The organism is Vibrio coralliilyticus ATCC BAA-450, from assembly GCF_000176135.1.
GTDB classification, from domain to species: Bacteria; Pseudomonadota; Gammaproteobacteria; order Enterobacterales; family Vibrionaceae; genus Vibrio; species Vibrio coralliilyticus.
On the sequence record NZ_ACZN01000015.1, the window covers coordinates 334842 to 356259 of the forward strand.

Sequence of the window (21418 nt, forward strand, 5' to 3'; positions counted from 1 at the left end):
TGCCTTCGATTTTGTGCCAAGTGATTAGTCGTTAACCACCCTTACTAAAATGGACAACATTTTGCTCATTGGACTGACGGCTTATTATACAGCGACGCTTCTCTCGTTTATGATCGTACATAGCTTGGTCTGCCTCGTTCAGCACTTCTTGCAGCGTCATAAAGCGGTCTCTTGGGCATGATATGCCAATCGCAACAGACACATCCAAGGAGACTTGATGGTCTTCGGAAACAAAGTGCAATGAAGATAACTTATCAATCAGAGCATTTAGAGTTACTTCTTCAGGCTGACCAATCAATATAAATTCGTCCCCCCCAATCCTATAACTGTTTCCTTTCCAATAAAGTTCGATTTGGCGCGCTACGGCTTTTAAGACTTGGTCGCCAATTTCATGTCCATAGGTATCATTAATAAACTTGAACCGGTTGATATCCAGATAGAGCAAAGTGTAATGAGCATTGATACCAGAACGAAAACGTCGGTGCATTGAGCGTCGGTTTTTCAATCGGGTCAAGTTATCTGTGGTTGACTGGCTGTGAAGGTATATAGCCACGATCGCTAAGAAACCTAACACCAACATAAACAACGCCCTACTCTGGCGTGAAAAGCTCTGTTCCGCCTGAAGAGTGGCTTTCCAGTCTGGCCGATAGTCATAGCGTTTGACGATTCGTTCGGTGTCGATCATCTTCAACGCTCGACTGAACAAAGGCGCTAAGGACGCCCCCACCTGATTTTTGGCAAACCCTATCGCAATGTCTGAGGTGTAATACCCTCCTATCAACAGGTCTTCCGTCAAAGGAAGTAGATCTTTTGACTCTCGCAATAGCGTATTAAAGTTCGCTCGGCTTATCGCAATGTAGTCGACTTCATGATTCATAAGCGCCTTCAATTGCGACTCACTGCTGTCATACGTTAGCAATGTCTTCTTAGGAAGTAGCCCTCTTAGCAGCTCTTCGTAAAAATCATCTTTAACGACACCAATACGTTCAACAATCAGCTCAGAGACATTGCTGTATACATTATCTTTGTACCCTTCGCGCTTAACTAGTATCGCTTCAGGCTGATAATACGGGTCACTGTAGTAGACTAAGTCTTTGCGGGCTTCAGAGATCGCAATTGGAGAAAGCACATCAATACGTTTGGCAATCAAGTCACCATACATGCTCTCCCAGGATTCATCCGCGGTGCTTTCGAGCTTACAGTTCAACATCAGGATGTCACATGCCTGAAGAACGATATCCGCAGTAATGCCCGCTATAGAACCATCATTTAGGTACGTGGCGTATTGACCGATATTTTCGATTTTAACTCTTAGCGGACGATTAAAGTTGATACCACTATTGAGTACCGCTTGTCGTAGTGCCTGCTGACGAATCTCAAATTGATATTGGTTGATAGATTCGCGTAAAAGCTTTTGCACTTCAGCGCTATGTACATAGTGCTCGATCGTTTTCAATAATTGGTGGTGGGCACCTTTAAGTGAAACGATAGAAACAGGCTTGATTGAAAGCTGGTGATTGAGCAGCTGCGCATCATACCCCGCAAGCAACATAGGCTTGAGCTGATTGATAGCATCAACCACACCATCCACCGTTCCTTGTTTGAGTAACTGTAGAGCTTCAGACTGACCAGAATACTCAACCAATGCTATCGCAGGAAAAGCCTTGCGGATCAGCTCGCCATATATAGTGCCTTTCGGTACACCGACGGTATGAAGTTTATCTAATGTCGCATTAGTAGCGCTGTAGACGTAGGTATACTCAATATTGGTTGGGCTAGAGAAATCAAAGTAGAGCGCTCTATCTGGCGTGTAAGTCACGTTCGCCGCAAAGTCACTTTCCCCTGCTTTCACTGAGTCCAGGATCGCATCAAAGCTAGGGTAATAAACGTATTGAACATCAAGCTGAAATTTAGACGCAACGGCATCAAACAGAACGCGCGTCACTACGTCGTCTGCTTCCATGGCAACTTTATAATTGGGAGTCTGGGCTTTGACGGGCAGAAACCAGATAGCGAAAAGCAATACAGCTATCCAGCCGAAGCGTCGTTTTATTAGCATAGAGAACGTTCAAAAAGACAGTGCGACTAGGAGGTGGTTATAGTGCAACCACACAATAAGTAATGTTTAAAATATGCGCAATTCTGGCATAGATAATAAAATTGTCCAAGCGCATATTTTAAAATGAACTTATCTTCTTTAACTATAAATCTGCTTCCTCATCTGAGCTGCGCAAAATGTAGTCGGTCATCCATGCGGTACCCAGCAAGCAAATCCACACGACAAAAACAGGGTTTGGCACCTCAACCGTTGGCGTTACCACTAACGCTGCAAATCCAACCGTAGGGAGCGTCCAGCACAGCAGCTTTCCCCAACGGAAGCTCTCTAATTTAGACAAGCTTTCCATGGACGCAAATATTCCCGTGACACATAGCGCAACCAATGCCGCGTAGGATAAGTCAGCCATCCACAAAGGTAGAATCAGCCCCAATGCCCACCAACTATGTTTGTTGTTAGACTGCCAATGGCGTGAAGCCCACCATGTCACAATCACCGACAAAGTCTGCACAACGGTAATCATCGGATCTCCACCGAGTTTGCCTCCCGACTGAGTCACCATAATTCCCACCTGCAATGTCAACACGATAAGTGCAGCGGTCAATAAGACACCTAAACTGCTTCGTCTGGAAAATACCACCATCAGCAGCGGGAATAATATCCACTGGCTAATCGAAAGTGCAATCGGTTGATAAGGCAACGTCAAACCATAGGTCGTTAGCGCGGCCATCAGAATAAGCCCAATAACACCACCTTGCGGAAATATCCATAAAGCGGGAATGATCAAAGCCAAAACAGGAATGTCGCCGTCACTCAGACTGATAGCCCGAGCACAAACAACAGCCAACAAGGTTGTCACTAAGAACTGAAATGTAGAAAATACCATGCCCTCTCCTTATCCCTTCCATGGAAAAATCGAACTAGGACAAAATCATTATGGACCAGTTTTTAGCGCAAATCTTTGCGGTGATTCACCAAATTCCATGTGGAAAAGTAACCACTTACGGAGAAATCGCCAAACTTGCTGGTTATCCGGGCTATGCTCGCCATGTCGGAAAAGCCTTAGGTAACCTGCCAAAAGACTCAAAACTCCCTTGGTTTAGGGTCATTAATAGTCAGGGAAGAATTTCGCTAAAAGGTGAGCATTTAGTCAGACAAAGGGAATTGCTGATAGCGGAAGATATTGAAGTCACCAACGATGGAAAGGTGAACTTGAGAAAGTTTCGATGGCAGCCTTAGGCTGCCATCTAACATTGCATACTAGTGGCTGACTCCAACCAAAACTAAATCAACGTGACTGGTCTGATTCTGATCGGTGATCACTGGATATACGGTATCACTGATGAGACGCAGTTGACCGTCTACTTCGATTCGCGCACTGACACTGTAAGTGTGATGCGGTTTTATTTTTCTCGGATCAAACGCTAAATCAAACTTAAAAGGTACTTGAGTACCTCCCGTTTCAAATCGGTGTTTTGCTATCACTGTAGCGGGCGCATCCGCGAGTGAGATATCTTGCAGCGTCACGGTTACCAGCGCACTGTCAGGCAATGCAATGAATTGTCGATAAGCGACGGTGCCTGATACAGCTGTCATTTCCACTTCCCCTTCAACTTTCTGCGGAGACTGGCAACCAAGCAATGCCATACCCAACATAGCGGAAACAAACAGCATCAACGCTTTCTTCATAAAGCCTCACATAAACAATGGAATACCGGAAGATTATATGCAGTGGAGTTCGCTTTGTCATGTTCCTAACCGCGTGATGCTCCCTCACCTAAACACGTTGGTCATTTTTATCACATAACGGCCAAATAGCTGTTTAACTTATCAGTTTGTGCTTAAAATAGACGTATATTGACTAAATTGTTAAAGGTACAGGAATGAGCAAGCCACTCAACGAACTTCTGGAATTATTGAAACTGGAGAAGCTAGAAGAAGGGCTTTTCAGAGGCCAGAGTGAGAATCTCGGCCTACCTCAGGTTTACGGTGGGCAAGTGATTGGTCAGGCGCTCTCTGCTGCTCGATACACAGTGGCTGATGATCGAACGGTTCACTCATTCCATAGCTATTTTCTTTACCCTGGGGATCCAGAAAAGCCGATTGTTTATGATGTAGAAAACCTACGTGATGGCAGAAGTTTTAGCACTCGCCGAGTCAAAGCAATTCAAAATGGCCGACCGATTTTCTATCTCACCGCTTCCTACCATGGCGAAGCACCGGGATTTGAGCATCAAAACACCATGCCAGACATTCCGGGCCCAGAGAATTACGCCTCAGAGTCAGAGCTGGCGGAACGAATCGCGGACTTTTTGCCAGAGAAAATTAAAGTGGCATTCTGTGGCGAGAAACCAATCGAGACTCGCCCTGTAACGGTGGTAAACCCACTGAAACCACATAAAGAAGAGCCAAAGCAATATCTGTGGATTAAAGCCAACGGAGAAATGCCGGACAACCAGCTGATTCATCAATATCTGCTGGGCTACGCATCGGACTGGGGTTTTCTGGTCACAGCATTACACCCACACGGCGTATCACTGATGACACCTAATTTCCAAGTCGCCACTATCGACCATTCCATATGGTTCCACCGACCTTTTAAGATGGACGAGTGGCTGCTTTACGTTATTGAAAGCCCAACCTCAAGTAATACTCGCGGTTTAGTTCGAGGCGAAATATACAATCGTCAGGGCCATCTGGTGGCTTCTGCTGTTCAGGAAGGTGTGATGAGGTTTACCAAGTAACCAATCCCCAAAAAGACACCCAATGTAAAATTTCTGTATGCTCAGAGAATTCAGGTTTACTCTGAGCATCTCATCAGATTAGGATGCTGGCATATGCATTATGTTTAGCTTATCGCGATGAAAAAAAATCTCCTCACTCTCATTCTGTTTCTTTTCTCTACACAAGTGCTTGCTGACTCACTAACAAAGCAGATAGCTCTGATTGAGCAGCAATCTGGCGGTCGTTTGGGCGTTGCTGTACTCGACACACAAAATCACAAACAATGGCAATATCACGGCGATGATCGTTTTCCAATGATGAGCACATTTAAAACACTCATGTGTGCCAATGCACTCTACTTGGCTGAACAAAAAAAGCTTAACTTAAATGCCACAACCAAGGTCAAAAAAAGCGTTCTGGTGACTTGGTCCCCGATTACTGAGAAGTTGATTGGTCAAGAGATCACTGTTCAAAAGGCATGTGAAGCGACTATGCTGATGAGCGACAACACTGCAGCTAATATCGTGTTGCATCAAATTGGCGGGCCAGAGCAGGTTACACAGTTTGTCCGCAGTCTCGACGACAAGGTCACTCGACTGGATCGATTTGAACCAGAGCTCAATCAGGCCACACCTGGAGATAAGCGAGATACCACGTCACCTAGTGCTATGGTTGAGTTACTCAACACCCTCTTACTACAAGACGGGTTGAATCAGGAATCTCAACAACAACTACTGACGTGGATGAAAAACAATAAGGTCTCGGATCCTCTGATTCGTTCCGTTTTACCTCAAAGCTGGTCTATCGCCGACCGCTCCGGAGCGGGTAATCAAGGATCAAGAGGTATAACTGCACTAGTGTGGAACTCACAGCGCAAACCTGTCATCCTCAGTATCTACCTGACGCAAACTCAGCTTGATATGGCGCAGCGTAACCGCGTAATCAATCGAGTTGCTAATCTGGTGTTTGAACAGTTTTCTGTGAAGTAAACACACAAAAGAAGCCGTAAATGGCTTCTTTTTTAACTTAAAGTTGCTAGTCATTATTAATGGAAATGCCCGTGTGAGCGCTCGGCGCTGTAACCACGAAAGCTCGAATCGGTTGTGCCTTTAAAACAGTTAAGTACCCAAGGAAAAGTGTCCGTAACATAGTAGCCATACTGCCCATCTACCGTCATACCATTACATTCATCAAGGTCTCCCAACCCGACAGTATATTCCCAATCCCCGCGAAACTGTCCATCGTAATTGCTACTGGCTACATTACCTCCCACAACTGGTGCGGTATAGCTTCCTTCATCAACACGAGCTCCCGATTTAAGTTGATAGCTTGAAAGCGCCTTTCTTACTTGACCTGTTGAACTGTCAGTAAAACAACTTCCGTATACTGGGAAACCATCGGCAGCAAAGCCAATAACAGGCGACGCTTCACCACCAGCACAATCCTGAATAAACATTGCCACCGGATTACCATGATAGTGATACTCGCCTGTTGGTTGTACATGGGCATTGTGGGTATCAGTACCGAAGCCATTCAAGGAAGACATAGGATCGTAACGCCAAGGGTTGTTAATCTGGTCCTGACCACACCCTGTTCTTTCATCTCCGACGCCATAACAAGCAGCAGCAAGCAAATCCACTTTTACGCCATTGAGTAAAATCGCTTCTGATGTGCCAAGACTCAGCTCGGTTACACTGGAGGCGGCACTCGGAGAAGCTGTGAATTCATAACCAATACTCTGCTCCGACACATTTGTTGCAAATGACGCAGTAGCATCGTTAAAGTCATGATTGGGAATTGCATTCGACTGCACGATACACTTCGTGCCACTGGAGGAGATATCCACTTGTCCTGTAAACAGTAGCGACCGCTGAATATCGTTAACTGAAGAAAAGAAATTCCCTAAATACTGCTGACAATCACCGGAAAGGTTAGTGAAATAGGTATTTGTGATGTCAGAGCTGGAACCCGTGGCAGAGTTTTCCTCCTCGCCACTATTACAACCAAACAGCAACAACATTATTGCCGCCGTCGAGGAATATGAGACTAGATTTGAGACTGGCATTTCATTCACTCTATTTATGATTATTTTTAGTGAGATTAGCCAGCCCTCCAAATTTATAAATCTGATTTACCAGACTTTACGTGTCTATACACTTCTTTACGTTTCTTCAATCGGCAACGCTGTTGTGTATTTGAGCGGTTCCATCGCAAAGGTTGAGGTAACATTGGATATCCCTACGACAGAATTAACCAGCTTTTTATAAAAGTTATCAAAGCACTGCATATCTTTGACCTGAACTTTCATCATGTAATCGTATTCTCCGGCCATGCGATAGAACTCCATTACTTCAGGAAAATCCGAGGCTGTAGATACAAACTGACTATACCACTCATGGGAGTGATCGCAGGTTTTCACCAAAACAAAGGCAGTAAAAGATAAGTCGAGCTTTTCTGGGTTGAGCAAAGCGACGCGTTTTTCAATCACCCCTGATTCTTCCAGCTTTTTCAATCGCTTCCAGCATGGTGTTGTCGTCAGATTTACCGCTTCTGCCAAATCATTGAGCGACAAAGTCCCATCTTGTTGTAACAACGCTAGGATTTTTCGGTCCACTTTATCCAGTTCCATACTCACCGTCTCATGATAGAAAAGTTTTCTCCAAATAAAGCAAATTAAAGGCAATTAGGCAAAGTATTTCTCCTATTATATAGATAGATTATTAGCATAACGATGCTAAGGAGATACCCATGTGTACAGATCACAACTGGATTAATAACGCGATTCGAAAAATTGAGGCTGATTTCCAACGCTCCGCAGACACCCACTTGATCAAACTGGATTTACCAAGTGTGGAAGGGATCGATATTTACCTCAAAGATGAAAGTACACACCCAACAGGTTCTCTAAAGCACCGTCTAGCGCGTTCACTTTTCCTATACGCGATTTGTAATGGCTGGGTTGGCCCTGAAACCACCATTATTGAGTCGTCATCGGGTAGCACCGCTGTCTCTGAGGCGTATTTTGCTCGTCTACTTGGATTACCATTTATTGCTGTCATGCCGAAGTGCACAGCGAAGAAGAAAATTGAGCAGATTGAGTTTTATGGTGGTCAGGCACACTTGGTTGATCGCTCAGATCAGATCTACGCAGAATCACATCGATTAGCGAAAGAGCTCAATGGCCATTATATGGACCAGTTCACCTATGCCGAGCGTGCGACAGACTGGCGTGGAAACAATAATATTGCCAATTCCATTTTCAGCCAGATGAAGCTTGAAGATAACCCTATTCCTAAATGGGTCGTCATGAGCCCGGGCACGGGGGGGACTTCCGCGACCATTGGCCGTTTTATTCGCTATCAGCAACACTCGACTAAACTTTGCGTCGTTGACCCAGAAAACTCGGTCTTCCATGATTTCTTCAAAACAGGCAACCCTGAACTCAAAGGAAACTGCGGAAGTAAGATCGAAGGTATTGGTCGACCTCGCGTAGAGCCAAGTTTCATTCCGGGTGTGATTGACGAGATGCGCACTATTCCAGATGCCGCTTCAGTCGCCACTGCGCACTGGCTTGAAAAAATCCTTGGCCGTAAAGTAGGCGCATCAACAGGGACTAACCTGTACGGTGCACTGCAGATAGCAAGTGAAATGAAAGCACGTGGTGAAACAGGCTCTATCGTGACACTTTTGTGTGATAGTGGTGAACGTTACCTAGACACCTACTACAATAGTGATTGGGTAAAACAAAACATCGGCGATTTGCAACCTTACCTAACGAATTTAGAGACGTTTGAAGCAACTGGCCAAATCTAAATAACAATAACAACGTCAGTTGGAAACTCAAACGCCACTCATCTGAGTGGCGTTTTCATATTAAGCCAGAAGCCGCAGGCTCTGATTAGCTCTTTTTCTGGCGCGCTTCGTAAGCCGCGAGTTGCTCAGGTGTCGCTTTCGGCTGATGGTTCTGCTTCCACTCATCGTAAGTCATGCCATAAACACGCTCACGAGCGTCATCAATGTCCAGCTCTAAGCCCTGAGTTTCCGCTTCAGCTTTATACCATTTACTGAAACAGTTACGACAGAACCCCGCAAGGATCATCAGATCAATGTTCTGCACGTCTTTATTCTCATCAAGGTGAGAGAGCAAACGGCGAAATACCGCAGCATCTAGTTTGTCCTGCTCTTCTTGAGAAAGGTTTTTATATTTAAATTCAGCCACTTTACTTACCTATTGTTGTTCTGTATCGAATTATCTTATCAAGTCTTGGCCCAATACAAAAACGCCCAAGCACTTGGCTTGGGCGTTTATTACAAAATTGAGCTTAACCTTGAATACCAACAATCAACCATGGAGCGTTAGGTACCGTTAGGTCACGCTCAAGGTGCCAGATGTCTTCAATGTTCTCTTCAACATTCTCTACAGCATCACGGTAGCGGCCGCTAAACTGTAAGCTAAGCTGAGCTTTACTTGCGTCATAGTCTGCACGAACGATTTCTGCATCAACGTACATAACATCAGTGTGTTGCTCACCTTCCAGTTTCGCACGCTCAGCTTTCAGGTCTTCAAACAGACTTGGAGAAACATATTCTTCAATCGTATCAAGCTGGTTGTGGTTCCATGCGCCTTGAAGAGTTCGGTAATGCTCACGAGAGCCATTAATAAAGGCCACTTTATCAAAACCCGGTGGATAGTTGTGTGGAATATCAGATTGCGCACCAAAGCCAAAACCACCTTGGCTACCAGACTGAGGCTGTTGCTCGAAGTTATGAACATTCGGTTGCTCAAACTTAGGTGCAGAACCACCAAACGCAGGCTGCTGTCTTTGCTGATTCATACTGCCCTGCTTCGAGCCAAGCAAACCGCGCATCAATTTGAAGATGATAAACGCCACTAAGCCCATGATCAGGATATCCATGAACTGGATTCCTTCAAACGCGCCACCGAAGAATGCTGCTAAAAGACCGCCTGCTAAAAGACCGCCAAGCAATCCGCCCATTAGGCCTTTTTTACTAGACCCTTGCGTTTTTGCGCCTTGGTCTTTACCAATCGAGTTTGTGTTTTGCTGTTGCTGCTTTGGTGCAGGAGCTGTTTTAAAGCTCTTACCAAATGACTTACCGCCACCAAACTTCTTCGCTTCTGCGATAGGAGTAATAGCAACAGATACCATTAGCAAAGCAACGAGGGAAAAAAGTCGTTTCATATTTTTCCTTAGGGTTTCCTGTATAAGGTAAGAATTATACTTATGGGGCAATAGTAGCCTTTGTATCTAGAGAATGAAATATGCCAAAGTCGAATACATGTATCAAAGTATTGCAAATTAGCGCTTCGCCAGTTGCGCTTAGCCGAGACCCTTATTAGAATATTGAACGTTGTTCATTTTTGAAAATTTATCATGGCCCGTAGAAACGATCATACGCGTGAAGAGCTCATCGCTCTCACTCTCGACACTGTCAAAGACTTCCTCAGCGAAAACTCCTATCACGAGTTAAGCCTACGTAAAGTCGCTAATATGATCGGTTATGTGCCGAGCACCCTAGTCAATGTGTTTGGCAATTACAACTTACTGCTACTCCATGCTGTTGCCCAGACTCTCGATGAACTGGCTGAAGAAGCTAAGGTCGTCGTCTCTCAGAGCCAAGATCCTAAAACCGCGCTCTACGAGTTAGCCTACTGCTATCATGATTTTGCTCAGCGCCACCCACATCGCTGGCAGCTGATTTTTGAGCACAACATGAACGGCGAAACTCTCCCTGAGTGGCAAGCTGAACGCATTGACAACATGACTGGCATGCTTGAACAGCTGCTGCAGGTTCTTGCACCTCATCGCTCATCGAAAGAAGTGTTGCAAGCAAGCCGCGTTCTGTGGTCAGGTGTGCATGGAATTACACTACTTAGTGTCGATGATAAATTCTTCGCAGCTGAGCCAGTTGACGGCAAAGAGCTCATCAACAACTTGCTCTCTCACTATATCGCGAACTGGTAATCGCATCCTAAAGGAACAGGGATAATCATGCCAAACAGCCAAACCTCTCTTTTAGGGCAGAGACGCTTTCTGCCCTATTTCGTGACTCAATTTTTTGGTGCTTTCAACGACAACATCTTCAAAAACGTTTTACTGTTGTTTGTTGCTTTTGCTGGAGTTGGAGCGCTACCTATTTCTAGCGACTTGTTTATTAACCTAGCGGCGGGACTATTCATTCTTCCCTTCTTCCTTTTTTCCGCGTCCGCTGGTGTTTTAGCCGATAAATACGAAAAGTCTTGGTTCATTCGCAAAGTAAAGCTGGCTGAAATCGGCATCATGTGCCTTGGAGCTATCGGCTTTATTACTGAGAGCTACATCATTCTTCTCATTCTACTGTTTTTGATGGGGACACAATCGGCGTTTTTTGGCCCGGTCAAATACGCATTGCTTCCACAACAATTAAAACCTCAAGAGCTGGTGCCTGGCAACGCTCTGGTTGAAACGGGTACGTTTCTCGCAATTCTTCTTGGTACACTCGGTGCTGGAATTATTGCTTCAGCCGAAAGCGCCAAATACGTAGCAGCCGGATGCGTCGTATTGTTTGCAGTGTTTGGTTATCTCGCCAGTCGTTCAATTCCTGAAGCACCCGCCAGCGCGCCAGACTTAAAGTTCCGCTGGCAGCCGATCAAACAAACCCGCAATACCATCGCCATCGCTAAATCAGACAAAACGATCTTCCAAGCCTTGATGGCAATTAGCTGGTTCTGGTTCTTAGGTGCAGCTTACCTGACCCAGTTCCCCAATTTCACAAAAATCTACCTTAATGGCAGTGAAAGTGCAGTCTCGTTTCTATTGGCACTTTTTTCTGTCGGCATCGCCTTCGGCTCTTTGGCCTGTGACAAACTATCCAACCATCGCATTGAAATCGGTATCGTCCCGCTGGGCAGCTTAGGTATCACCATCTTTGGGTTCTTAATGGCAACGTCTGTACCAACCAGCCTGCCAGAATTTGAAACCTTTACAGACTTTGTCTCTTATCAGCCACTGTGGCCTGTATTTATCTCGCTGCTGATGCTGGGAGCATCCGGTGGCGTGTTTATTGTTCCGCTCTATGCATTGATGCAGCAGCGTGCCAAAGTCACAGAGCGCGCTCAGGTGATTGCAGCACTTAACATCTATAACTCACTGTTTATGGTGGGCAGTGCCGTACTCGGTATCATCTGTCTAGCGATTATAGAAATGAGTATTCCACAGCTATTCCTATTACTCGCGCTCATGAACCTAGTGGTTGCTATTACCTTGTTCTTACGAGTTCCCATTTTCGCCGTGCGTTTTATCGTTTGGGTTCTCACCCATACTATGTATCGCGTTAAACACAAAAACTTACACCACCTACCTGAAAAAGGCGGAGCGTTGCTCGTCTGCAATCACGTTAGCTATATGGATGCTTTGCTGCTAAGCGCGGTTTGCCCAAGGCTGATTCGTTTTGTAATGGAAGAAGATTACGCCAACCTTCCACCTTTGCGTCGTTTTCTTAAGCGCGCGGGAGTAATCCCTATCTCCGCTTCCAACCGACGCTCCATTCGCAATGCGTTTGGTGAGATAGAACAAGCGTTAGAAGAAGGCCATTTGGTATGTATTTTTCCTGAAGGGCGCCTCACTAGCGATGGTGAAATGAATGACTTTATGCGTGGCATGGACATCATTCTAAAACGGAGTCCTGTCCCAGTGATCCCGATTGCGATTAAAGGTTTGTGGGGTAGCTTCTTCAGTCGCTATAAAGGAAAGGCTTGTAGCGGCCTACCTACTAGATTCTGGTCCAAGTTAGAGATAGAAGCAGGTCAACCTGTTGATTCCGCGGCGGCAACCACTGAGTTAATGCAGCATCAGGTCTCTCAGCTCAGAGGTGATTGGAAATAACTTTGCGAACATACGTTCACTAAATATGAACGTATGTTCAATTCATTCAAATCTACTTATCGGCTGGTTTTAGTTACACTCACCAGCTGTTTTGATTGCTATTTTGTGTAATGACGACGATTAAAAAGCAACTGCCATTTTGGTTGGCAATGATCATCTGCCTGACACCATGGATTACTTCACCAACCGCATTAGTGATTGGTTTCTTGCTGGCTTCATTGGGCATGGTGCCACAAGACTTTAATCTGGCAAAAGTGACCAAAAAGCTATTGGCTTATTCAATTGTCGGCTTGGGCTTTGGCATTCAATTCAAAAATGCCCTTGCGGTTACCTCCGATGGCATAGGCCTTATCGTTACCACCATTATCGGCACCTTATTCATAGGCTGGTGGGTAGCAAAAGCCATTGGCCTAAATAAAGAGACGGGGTACCTGATTTCTTCCGGAACAGCCATCTGTGGTGGCAGTGCTATCGCCGCGGTTTCCCCTGCTATCAAAGCAAACGATGAGCAAATCGGCCTTTCTTTAGCCACCGTATTTGTCCTCAATTCTGTAGCTCTATTTATCTTCCCTGTGATTGGCCATGCGCTGAATCTCGATCAACATACTTTCGGTACGTGGGCTGCGATTGCCATTCATGACACTTCATCCGTCGTTGGTGCGGCATCCGCCTACGGTGAGGAAGCACTCACCACCGCGACAACCTTAAAACTAGCACGAGCTCTTTGGATTATTCCGGTTGCGTTATTCAGTGCCTTTTTATTCCACAGTGATTCGAAGAAAATCACTATCCCCTACTTCATCTTGTTTTATTGCGTCGCCATTGCAGTCAGCGATCTGTTGCCACAGTTTGAGGTGATCTATCAGGGAATCTTTGATGTTGCTAAGCGGGCTTTAGTGGTGTGTCTGTTTTTGATTGGCTGCGGAATTTCGGTGGAAAAGCTCAAGTCTGCTGGGCCTAAGCCATTGCTGTTTGGTGTCACGCTGTGGATTGCCATATCGACCAGCTCATTGGCATGGTTAACGCTTAGCTAAAGCTCTTCAGGCTCGATTTTGAGCTTTCTGCGCTTTTGTCGTTGGTATATTAAGACCAAAGCAGCGATAAATAGAAACGCAGATAACTCAGCCAGTGATCGCACTAAGCCTTCACTTTGGACTGCGACCAAAATCTGAATCAATATTGCCAACACAATGACGGCTTTCATGAACGCCTCTTATATCCATATACTCATATTCCCGAAAGCATTATGAGATAGAGTTATAAGTTTGATAAATTCAGATTTGGACTATGAAAGATCAATTTCAACTAAGTTGACTTTCGCATTTGCAGATTGAGTTAACATACGAGCCATTGCTTAATTCAGTAATTTGAGCACTAGTGCTCAGCCAAAGAAAAAACACTCGTCAGTTAACAGAGAAGAATGTGGTGATTTCATCATCCCCCTGAAGTGCAGGATCGACTAGTCACCGATTCTGCACTTCACATTACTTATCGAATTGAGTCAAAAGCCAATCTTTGACTGCTTTTCGCGACACTTTGATCCCCGACTGGCAAAGAAATTCTGGCAACTCATAGTAGGCTATCGGCCATTTAAATCGAGTTAAAGACTTGCCGATACGCTGTTCGATACGCTCTACATTTAAACGCTGTTGACTTTGAATAACTGCGACAGGTCGATGCCCAAATTCTATGTCTTCAATCGGTACTATGATGGATTGAATGACTTCTGGGAGCTGGTTGAGTACGGCTTCTATCTCTTCACAATGGATGTTTTCGCCGCCTGAGATGAACAGGTTGTCTGCTCTACCGATAATTTTCAGTTCACCGTTTTTCCATTCACCGAGATCTTTACTATCAAACCACGCGTCTTGGACGATAGGCTCAAGAGAACCCTGCTGATAATAACCAGATGCTAGCGTTTCACCGCCAATATAAATCCTCTGCCCCTCAAGTTTGACTCTGCGCTTGGGCAATACCTTCCCTGCCGTATAGTCGCTATCCACCCGCTTAGCCGTCACAGTAGAAGCGGCTTCCGTCATCCCATAACCTAGCCAAGTTTCAATCCCCTGTTGCTCAGCTTTGTGGCTAAGAGAAACGGGGATGTGACTGCCCCCGAGTAAGACATGAGTCAGTTCCAGTGGCGTATTATTGTCCAATAACCGCTGAAGTTGTGTTGCAACCAACGACGCATGAGTCACGTGACGAATATCTTCTTGAAGTAGCCCGCTTCCCACTTTTAACGTCGCGCCAACATGCAACCAGCGATAGATAATCGCCAGCCCAGAGACGTGATACATAGGCAAACTTAACAACCAGCTATCGCTCTGCTTGAAGGTGAATTTTTCCAGTAATCCTGATGCAGAAGCAAGGTGTTGGGCAGAGGTGTGCGCGACCGCTTTCGGTGTTCCTGTAGAACCTGACGTAAATACAATCGAAGCTAAATTGTCTTCTTGATAACACGCGGGATAGTCCGCCAAATCTGCACGCTCTATCGTCATCGTCGACAAGGAAGAAAGCATCAAATTAGGTGGTGCCACCCAGACTTTCCGCTCAGATCCTGTCATATAGAGTGATGTTAACTTGGTTTCTAGCTCCACTTGGGTCTGTGGCATAGTCAAGGCACATACAGCACCAATCTCCATGCACGCAAGATAGGCTAACAATAGATCCAAGCTGTTTTTACCAACACACGTCAACACCTCGCCGCGCGCTAGCCCCTGTGCAGATAGGCTTGCGGAAACTTCATCCACAAGTTGCGCTAGCTCAGCCCAATTGTATTGCCTCTCTTGATGGTGCAGGGCTAACAAAGATGGGCTCAACTGAGCCCATTGTTTCAAAGGAGAGAGTTGGTTGTGCATTAAGATTGCCAGATTAGTGACTGGTCTGACAGAGAAGTCACCGGAAGCTCACAGCCAGGCCAAGTAACTTCTAGCTGCTGGGCAAACAAACCTATGGTATCAAGGCCCGGAATCTCTTCAGGTAGCTGCCATTGTGCGAAGCGAGCCAATTGTGTTAAACCCAAACTGGATTCAATACTTGAACTGATCACTGGCTTAATACCTAGCTCTTTAGCACGATTGATAAGCTCGATGCAGCGCTCTAGAGAACCAATTAATGTTGGCTTGATAATAATGGCTTTGGCGCCGTTGAAGTCTTCTAGCTTAAAGTCATCTTTACGGATAGCGTGTTGAAGAGTTTCATCCCATGCAATTGCTATCCCAGTATCGATAGCAAAAGAAAAACTGTCACCCGGAGCCTGACACGGCTCTTCGACGAATGCGATTCGTTGGCGCAAAGAAGGGGCTATTTTTTTGGCAAATTGCTGCGCTTTTTCTGCAGTCCAAGCACGATTTGCATCCAATCTTAGTGTCAGATCCGGAATAGACTCCAAAAACAGACTGACTAGCAAGCCATCGCGGACAGGCTCATACAGCCCCACTTTGATTTTCGCCACTTTTTGGCCTTGCATGTTATCAAGCTTAGGTAATAGTTCATCTGGGTCACCAGAACACAGTGGCGCAGCTTGGTAACAGCCTGTATCAGGAAGGCCATTAACCAACTCCAGTTGGGCCATGGATAAACCAAAAGCCACCGATGGGTATAAATCTGCATAGTCGAGTACTTGACCGTTTTGCCAAAGAGCCAGTTGCTCGATGAGCTGAGAGTATACGTCGTCCATACTCTCGATACTAAATCCCGGCAAAGGCGCAATTTCACCTCGACCGACTTCCCCGTCACTTTCTAGTACAACCACAAAGCCTTCTCGTTCCGTGAGCCTTTGTTCTCTCAGTATCACTCCGCTATCCATAGGCAGCTCGTAGCGATACAGTTTGGCTGTTCTCATACCAATATCCCTTCTAATCGTTTTGTAATCGTTGATATACGCTGTTGTCTATTTAATTTTTCCGATTTAAACGAGAACTAAAGGCGCTTAGTTAAACGCCTTTACTTTTTACGCTATAAACCGAACTGCGCATCAAGGATTACGAGGGAATTTATTAAAGTCTGGTCGACGTTTTTCATTAAACGCATTGCGACCTTCCTGACCTTCTTCAGTCATGTAAAACATCATGGTTGCGTTACCAGCCAACTCTTGGAGACCAGCCTGACCATCACAATCAGCATTCAATGCAGCTTTTAGGCAACGCAGTGCCATCGGGCTGTGTTGCAATGTTTCACGACACCAGCGAACGGTCTCCTTTTCCAATTCTTCAAGTGGCACAACTGTATTAACCAGCCCCATATCCAGAGCTTCTTGAGCATCATAGAAACGGCATAGAAACCAAATCTCACGCGCTTTCTTCTGGCCAACAATTCGAGCCATGTATGAGGCGCCCCAGCCGCCATCAAACGAACCAACTTTTGGCCCCGTCTGACCAAACTGAGCGTTTTCTGCGGCAATGGTCAAGTCACACATCATATGCAGTACGTGACCACCACCCACAGCCCAGCCCGCAACAGCCGCAATAACTGGTTTAGGGCAAGTACGGATCTGGCGCTGGAAATCAAGTACGTTCAGGTGATGTGTACCGGAATCGTCTTGATAGCCGCCGTAATCACCACGGATCTTTTGATCACCGCCTGAACAGAAAGCCTTTTCGCCAAGTCCTGTCAAAATGATCACGCCAACGCCTTCGTCATAGCGAGCATCCGCTAGCGCATTGATCATTTCTTTTACAGTTTGAGGGCGGAACGCATTGCGTACCTGAGGGCGGGCGATGGTAATTTTTGCGATACCATCTTCGGATTTGTGGTACTGAATATCTTCATATTCACCTGTGCAATCGATCCAGTGTACTGGTGCGTATAGTTCTTCTTCTGAAATACCGACTGTTTTTGCCATGGTGATTCCTGTTTGTTGACGTTGCGCTGTTAGAGAAATGCGCAAATTTGAGATTTAACAATGGCGGTAAACGCTTCAGGCTGTTCGATGTGAACATTATGCCCAGCTTGCTCTACCTGGCTATAAGACAAACCGCTCTGTTCGGCCAAGCGGCTGAACTTACTGTCTTTTTCACCACAAATGTAATGTACTGGAATGCTCAAGTCTGTTAGTGACTCAAGCAAATAATCTTGTTTTGCTAATGAGGTTGCCATCAACATTCTGCCAATTGATGGGCCTAGGTTAGCACTGCGCTTGTGTATGAGTGTTTGTCTTTGCTCATGGTTTAGTGAACTAAATACCGGCTGCTGATACCAATCGCCTAACACTTGTTCAATTGGCTCATGATGAAATCGCTCAGCCCAGCGAGAGTCATTGTTTAAGCGAGCTGTTTTTTCTGCCCCACTACACAATCCAAAATTACCACCTTCAGAAATAAGCATTTGGATATTGTGTGCAGAAAAATACTGTTGAGTGAGCCCTACCATCGCAATTCGAGCTCCCATTGAATAACCCACTAACACTATAGGTGGTCGGTGAGGAAATTGAGTAAGTAGAACGTCAGATATTTGATCGCAGCACGTTTTAAAATCGCGACAATGCATCAATTTGCTCATCCCATGACCAGGAAGGTCAATACATAAAGTAGGGTATTCGGGAAGTAATTGCGCACAGCGGTCCCAATCATCACTGCTACCAAGTAGACCATGCAGGTAAACAATCAACGGCTGCGAGCTATCATTGCTCACATTGTTGTAAAGGCGGTTATAGAGCATGAAGGCGCTGAGTGATTTCTTTCAGTTGTGAGGAGGCCTGCTCGGGAGGTGTCGGCACTTCGACAAGCAATGCTCCCTCACCCTGTTGTAGATGCTGACCAACTAACTCAGTGTATGCGGCAAGCGTAGTTGGCTTTTCGTATCGAATGCCAAATTGTAACGCGGCATGCTCGAAGGTATAACCATGAGGCATCTGATACAGAGATTGTTTCTGCGCCTGAGGGACAGGGAGTAAATCAAAGATAGCCCCTCCGTCATTATTGGTGATCACAACAACGACCGGCGTTTTTTCATGGGTCAACAGAGACAAAGAGTTCAGATCGTACAATGCCGACGTATCACCAATGAACAATACGCTGGGCTTGCGAGTAGCTCGCACAACACCCGTTAGAGTCGCAATCAAACCGTCGATCCCCGATGCGCCTCGGTTGCTAAACGTTTCAAGGTTTGGCATCGAACCAAACATATCCACCAGCCGAACAAACAGGCTGTTTCCCAAAAAGACCTGAGCTTGCTGTGGTAACTCTTTGATAGATGTAGCCAGCGCAATCTCATTGGCTGACTGCTGACTTTGTTCATATTGAGAAGATATCGCTGCCACGCGCTGAGAATAATGCTCTAACTCCGCTGCCCAACCAGAATGAGAGCTCTTATCTTCTGCAAGCTCTTTCATCCAACTCTCAATCCAACCCCCGATGCCCACTACGTGGTGAGTTTGTGGTAAGTGACTTTGGTTGTTGCGCTCTATGCGGGGAGAAACAAAATGATAATCCGCTTGCCTGGATTCAACTTGCTGAGATATCCACTGATTGAGCCGTTTTGATACAATCCGCGAGCCAAACTGCACAATAACGTGAGCCTGATTCAACACTTCTTTCGCAGAAGGGTTCTGCAACCAAAGATCATAATGTGCGAAAGGAGACGAAACTCCCGATTGCGGATCGCACAAGCATGGCCAGCCCAGTTTTTCCGCCAGCTGTTTCGCCTGCTGTGCCTCCTCTAGGGTGACACTACCAACGACAATAACTCCTGGCTTATCTGCTAAGTCGGCGTAGTGAAGAGCGGGTAATGATTGAGTTCGAGCCTTACAACTATAAGGCTTGTCAGAGTGAGACCAAGATTTTACTTCATCAAGATATGCCTGAAATATTCCTTTCGATTCAGAACCATACAAAGGCTCAGGAAACGGGCAATTGATGTGAACAGCTCCGCCTTTCTCTGCTTGTTCAAACATGTGTTGGTCAATGGAAGTCAGCAGCCACTTAAGCGATATGGAGTTCGAAGGGCTTGGTAACTCAAGGCTAGAGGTGACATGAGTTGAGAAAATTCCAGATTGATGGATCGCCTGATTGGCCCCACAGTCAATCAATTCTATGGGCCTGTCTGCGGTCAGCACCACCAGCTTTTCACCCGTCAGTCTAGCTTCGGCAATTGCAGGCAACAGATTTGCTACCGCTGTACCCGATGTCACAATCAGTGCGACGGGCTTGTTGCTCGCCTTTGCCAATCCGAGAGCGAGAAAACCTAAACCACGTTCATCAAAATGCGTATGAAGATTCAGGTTTGTATTTTCTTGCGCTTCTAGCGTTAATGGAGTCGAGCGTGAGCCAGGAGCAATACACACTTCAGTCACCCCGAGACGAGATAACTCTTCAAGCAAAGTCTGACACCAAATGCGATTGATGACGGCTTGGTTTTGACTACCCATTTACGACGCTACTCCCAGTGGAGGAATATCGGTGATCAGCGATAGCAAGGTCGACATTTTCTTATCCAACTCCTGCCATTCATTATCCGCGACAGAGCCCGGAACTATACCCGCGCCTGCGAATAATTGAACCTCTTCACCGAGAATAAGAGCGCTGCGTATCGCCACACAAAACTCCGCACGCTGATGACTGATAAAACCCATCGAGCCCGCATACCAACCACGTGCAAAGGGCTCGTTGTCTTGAATAAAGGCCATCGACTCCTTACGTGGTAATCCAGCAACTGCTGCAGTCGGCTGCAATGCTCCCAACAGTTGAACACCATTAATGCCTGGCTTAAGGTGTGCGTGGATACTGCGTTTAAGATGCTGAACTTTTCTCAGCCTAACCAAACGGGCTTCTTCCTCAACCTCGACATGCTCCGAGTGAGGCGTTAGTCGATCGATAATGTCATCGACGACATATTGGTTCTCATTAAGATTCTTGCTGTCTTGCGATAACCAATTTGCCAATTCCATATCGTGGCTGGCGTTGTCGCCTCGGCCTATCGTGCCCGCCAAAGCTTCAGTGTAGAGCTCCTGACCTTGTCTGGCGTACAAACGTTCCGGTGTAGAGCCTATAAAGCTGTGCTTTTTATCCAGAGAGAGCATAAAGTGGAAGCTATGGTGGTTTTGCAGATAACTTGATTTCAGTAGCTGCGCAGCACTTACCGTGCTGTCCATCTGTACGGAAGTTCTACGGGCCAGCACAACTTTCTTAAAGTCGTCATTCTCTATACCAGTCAGAACTTTCTCAACAAGTTCAGACCATTGCGGCTTTTCCGGTATGTGGCTGATGCTTTTGATCTGCGCAGAAACAGGCAGTAGAGCGCCAGCTTCAACTTTAAGTTTACCGAGCCCTGCCAGCGTGCGATGTTTGTCGGCTGTCAGGTTGACGGCTAATGACCAGCGGTTATCAAAACGAATTAGCTCAATTTGCGGCAGGAAGAAAAAGGAAGACATACAGCGACGATTCTTTTCTGTCTGGCCGTCAAAAGAACGCCCACCCCAGATGCGTTGGTCATCCGCCAGAATCGTATAGGCCGGAGCAGGATCAACAAAGGTGTGTAACCGCCCCAATGCCACCACTTCTTCACGGGTATCACGAGACTGCCAATAAAACTTTGGAAAGATTGGCTGGGCTTCCAACCAATCTATGAATGCAAAATCTGGTTTTTCCTCAAGAACTTGAACCAGACGGTTTACGCCGTCTTCTGCATCCTTTACGCGTTCGATCAGTTCAATAACGGCTTGATGAAAATGTGACAAATCAGCCTCGTATGCCTAGGGATTTTTATTCATTTTAGATCGCTACTCTATTAATAGACCTTACCCAGATCAAGGTTGTAG

General features: G+C 46.0%; 21 protein-coding genes. 7 read left to right on the top strand and 14 right to left on the bottom strand.

Going from position 1 to position 21418, the window contains the following annotated elements:
• Positions 1-31 precede the first annotated feature (31 nt).
• Positions 32-2059, bottom strand: a complete 2028-nt coding sequence (locus VIC_RS08880; RefSeq protein ID WP_201765494.1) for a diguanylate cyclase — start codon at positions 2057-2059, stop codon at positions 32-34.
• Between the two features lie 142 nt (positions 2060-2201).
• Positions 2202-2942, bottom strand: coding sequence for a VP0952 family biofilm-associated protein (locus VIC_RS08885; RefSeq protein WP_006959220.1), 741 nt, complete (start codon positions 2940-2942; stop codon positions 2202-2204).
• Between the two features lie 50 nt (positions 2943-2992).
• On the opposite strand from VIC_RS08885, the gene VIC_RS08890 reads away from it, so the two are divergent.
• Positions 2993-3295, top strand: coding sequence for an MGMT family protein (locus VIC_RS08890; protein WP_006959221.1), 303 nt, complete (start codon positions 2993-2995; stop codon positions 3293-3295).
• Between the two features lie 21 nt (positions 3296-3316).
• Here VIC_RS08890 and VIC_RS08895 read toward each other — a convergent pair whose 3' ends face one another.
• Entirely contained in the window at positions 3317-3745 is a 429-nt protein-coding gene (locus VIC_RS08895; RefSeq protein WP_006959222.1) for a YbaY family lipoprotein, read from the bottom strand.
• Positions 3746-3939: 194 nt separating this feature from the next.
• Between VIC_RS08895 and tesB the strand changes: the two genes are divergently transcribed.
• Positions 3940-4800: an acyl-CoA thioesterase II gene (tesB, locus tag VIC_RS08900; RefSeq protein ID WP_006959223.1), complete on the top strand. Its 861-nt coding sequence runs from the start codon at positions 3940-3942 to the stop codon at positions 4798-4800.
• 117 nt (positions 4801-4917) lie between these two features.
• The gene (bla, locus tag VIC_RS08905; protein ID WP_039951664.1) at positions 4918-5769 is read left to right on the top strand and encodes a class A beta-lactamase; all 852 of its coding nucleotides are present in this window, start codon (positions 4918-4920) and stop codon (positions 5767-5769) included.
• A 56-nt stretch (positions 5770-5825) separates the two neighbouring features.
• Here bla and VIC_RS08910 read toward each other — a convergent pair whose 3' ends face one another.
• A complete protein-coding gene (locus VIC_RS08910) occupies positions 5826-6845 on the bottom strand; it encodes a YHYH protein (protein WP_172974056.1) in 1020 nt (339 codons plus the stop codon).
• Between the two features lie 96 nt (positions 6846-6941).
• Positions 6942-7409 (bottom strand): Lrp/AsnC family transcriptional regulator, encoded by a 468-nt coding sequence (locus tag VIC_RS08915; RefSeq protein WP_006959226.1) that lies wholly within the window; start codon positions 7407-7409, stop codon positions 6942-6944.
• 119 nt (positions 7410-7528) lie between these two features.
• Between VIC_RS08915 and VIC_RS08920 the strand changes: the two genes are divergently transcribed.
• A complete protein-coding gene (locus VIC_RS08920) occupies positions 7529-8593 on the top strand; it encodes a PLP-dependent cysteine synthase family protein (protein ID WP_006959227.1) in 1065 nt (354 codons plus the stop codon).
• Positions 8594-8678: 85 nt separating this feature from the next.
• Here VIC_RS08920 and VIC_RS08925 read toward each other — a convergent pair whose 3' ends face one another.
• Positions 8679-8999: a DUF1244 domain-containing protein gene (locus VIC_RS08925; RefSeq protein WP_006959228.1), complete on the bottom strand. Its 321-nt coding sequence runs from the start codon at positions 8997-8999 to the stop codon at positions 8679-8681.
• A 103-nt stretch (positions 9000-9102) separates the two neighbouring features.
• The gene (locus VIC_RS08930; protein WP_006959229.1) at positions 9103-9981 is read right to left on the bottom strand and encodes a Tim44 domain-containing protein; all 879 of its coding nucleotides are present in this window, start codon (positions 9979-9981) and stop codon (positions 9103-9105) included.
• Between the two features lie 192 nt (positions 9982-10173).
• Here VIC_RS08930 and VIC_RS08935 point away from each other — a divergent pair, with 192 nt between their 5' ends.
• The 3 genes from VIC_RS08935 (at position 10174) to VIC_RS08945 (ending at position 13697) form a co-directional block, all read left to right on the top strand.
• Positions 10174-10764: a TetR/AcrR family transcriptional regulator gene (locus VIC_RS08935; protein ID WP_006959230.1), complete on the top strand. Its 591-nt coding sequence runs from the start codon at positions 10174-10176 to the stop codon at positions 10762-10764.
• 27 nt (positions 10765-10791) lie between these two features.
• Positions 10792-12663 carry an MFS transporter gene (locus VIC_RS08940; protein WP_006959231.1) on the top strand — a complete coding sequence of 624 codons (1872 nt, stop codon included), beginning with the start codon at positions 10792-10794 and terminating at the stop codon, positions 12661-12663.
• A 110-nt stretch (positions 12664-12773) separates the two neighbouring features.
• Positions 12774-13697 carry a YeiH family protein gene (locus tag VIC_RS08945; protein WP_006959232.1) on the top strand — a complete coding sequence of 308 codons (924 nt, stop codon included), beginning with the start codon at positions 12774-12776 and terminating at the stop codon, positions 13695-13697.
• Here the strand turns inward: VIC_RS08945 and VIC_RS26855 are convergent.
• The 7 genes from VIC_RS26855 to VIC_RS08975 form a co-directional block, all read right to left on the bottom strand.
• Complete coding sequence (locus tag VIC_RS26855; RefSeq protein WP_006959233.1) at positions 13694-13867, bottom strand: hypothetical protein; 174 nt, start codon at positions 13865-13867, stop codon at positions 13694-13696. The genes VIC_RS08945 and VIC_RS26855 overlap by 4 nt on opposite strands.
• 280 nt (positions 13868-14147) lie before the next feature.
• On the bottom strand, positions 14148-15521 hold the full coding sequence (menE, locus tag VIC_RS08950) for an o-succinylbenzoate--CoA ligase (RefSeq protein WP_006959234.1): 1374 nt from the start codon (positions 15519-15521) through the stop codon (positions 14148-14150).
• The gene (gene menC, locus VIC_RS08955; protein WP_006959235.1) at positions 15521-16507 is read right to left on the bottom strand and encodes an o-succinylbenzoate synthase; all 987 of its coding nucleotides are present in this window, start codon (positions 16505-16507) and stop codon (positions 15521-15523) included. The genes menE and menC overlap by 1 nt, the downstream gene beginning before the upstream one ends.
• 132 nt (positions 16508-16639) lie before the next feature.
• Positions 16640-17506, bottom strand: coding sequence for a 1,4-dihydroxy-2-naphthoyl-CoA synthase (menB, locus tag VIC_RS08960; RefSeq protein WP_006959236.1), 867 nt, complete (start codon positions 17504-17506; stop codon positions 16640-16642).
• Between the two features lie 29 nt (positions 17507-17535).
• On the bottom strand, positions 17536-18321 hold the full coding sequence (gene menH, locus VIC_RS08965) for a 2-succinyl-6-hydroxy-2,4-cyclohexadiene-1-carboxylate synthase (protein ID WP_006959237.1): 786 nt from the start codon (positions 18319-18321) through the stop codon (positions 17536-17538).
• Complete coding sequence (gene menD / locus VIC_RS08970) at positions 18311-20029, bottom strand: 2-succinyl-5-enolpyruvyl-6-hydroxy-3-cyclohexene-1-carboxylic-acid synthase (RefSeq protein ID WP_006959238.1); 1719 nt, start codon at positions 20027-20029, stop codon at positions 18311-18313. Before menD ends, menH begins: the two co-directional genes overlap by 11 nt.
• Positions 20030-21337: an isochorismate synthase gene (locus VIC_RS08975; RefSeq protein ID WP_006959239.1), complete on the bottom strand. Its 1308-nt coding sequence runs from the start codon at positions 21335-21337 to the stop codon at positions 20030-20032.
• Positions 21338-21418: the final 81 nt, after the last annotated feature.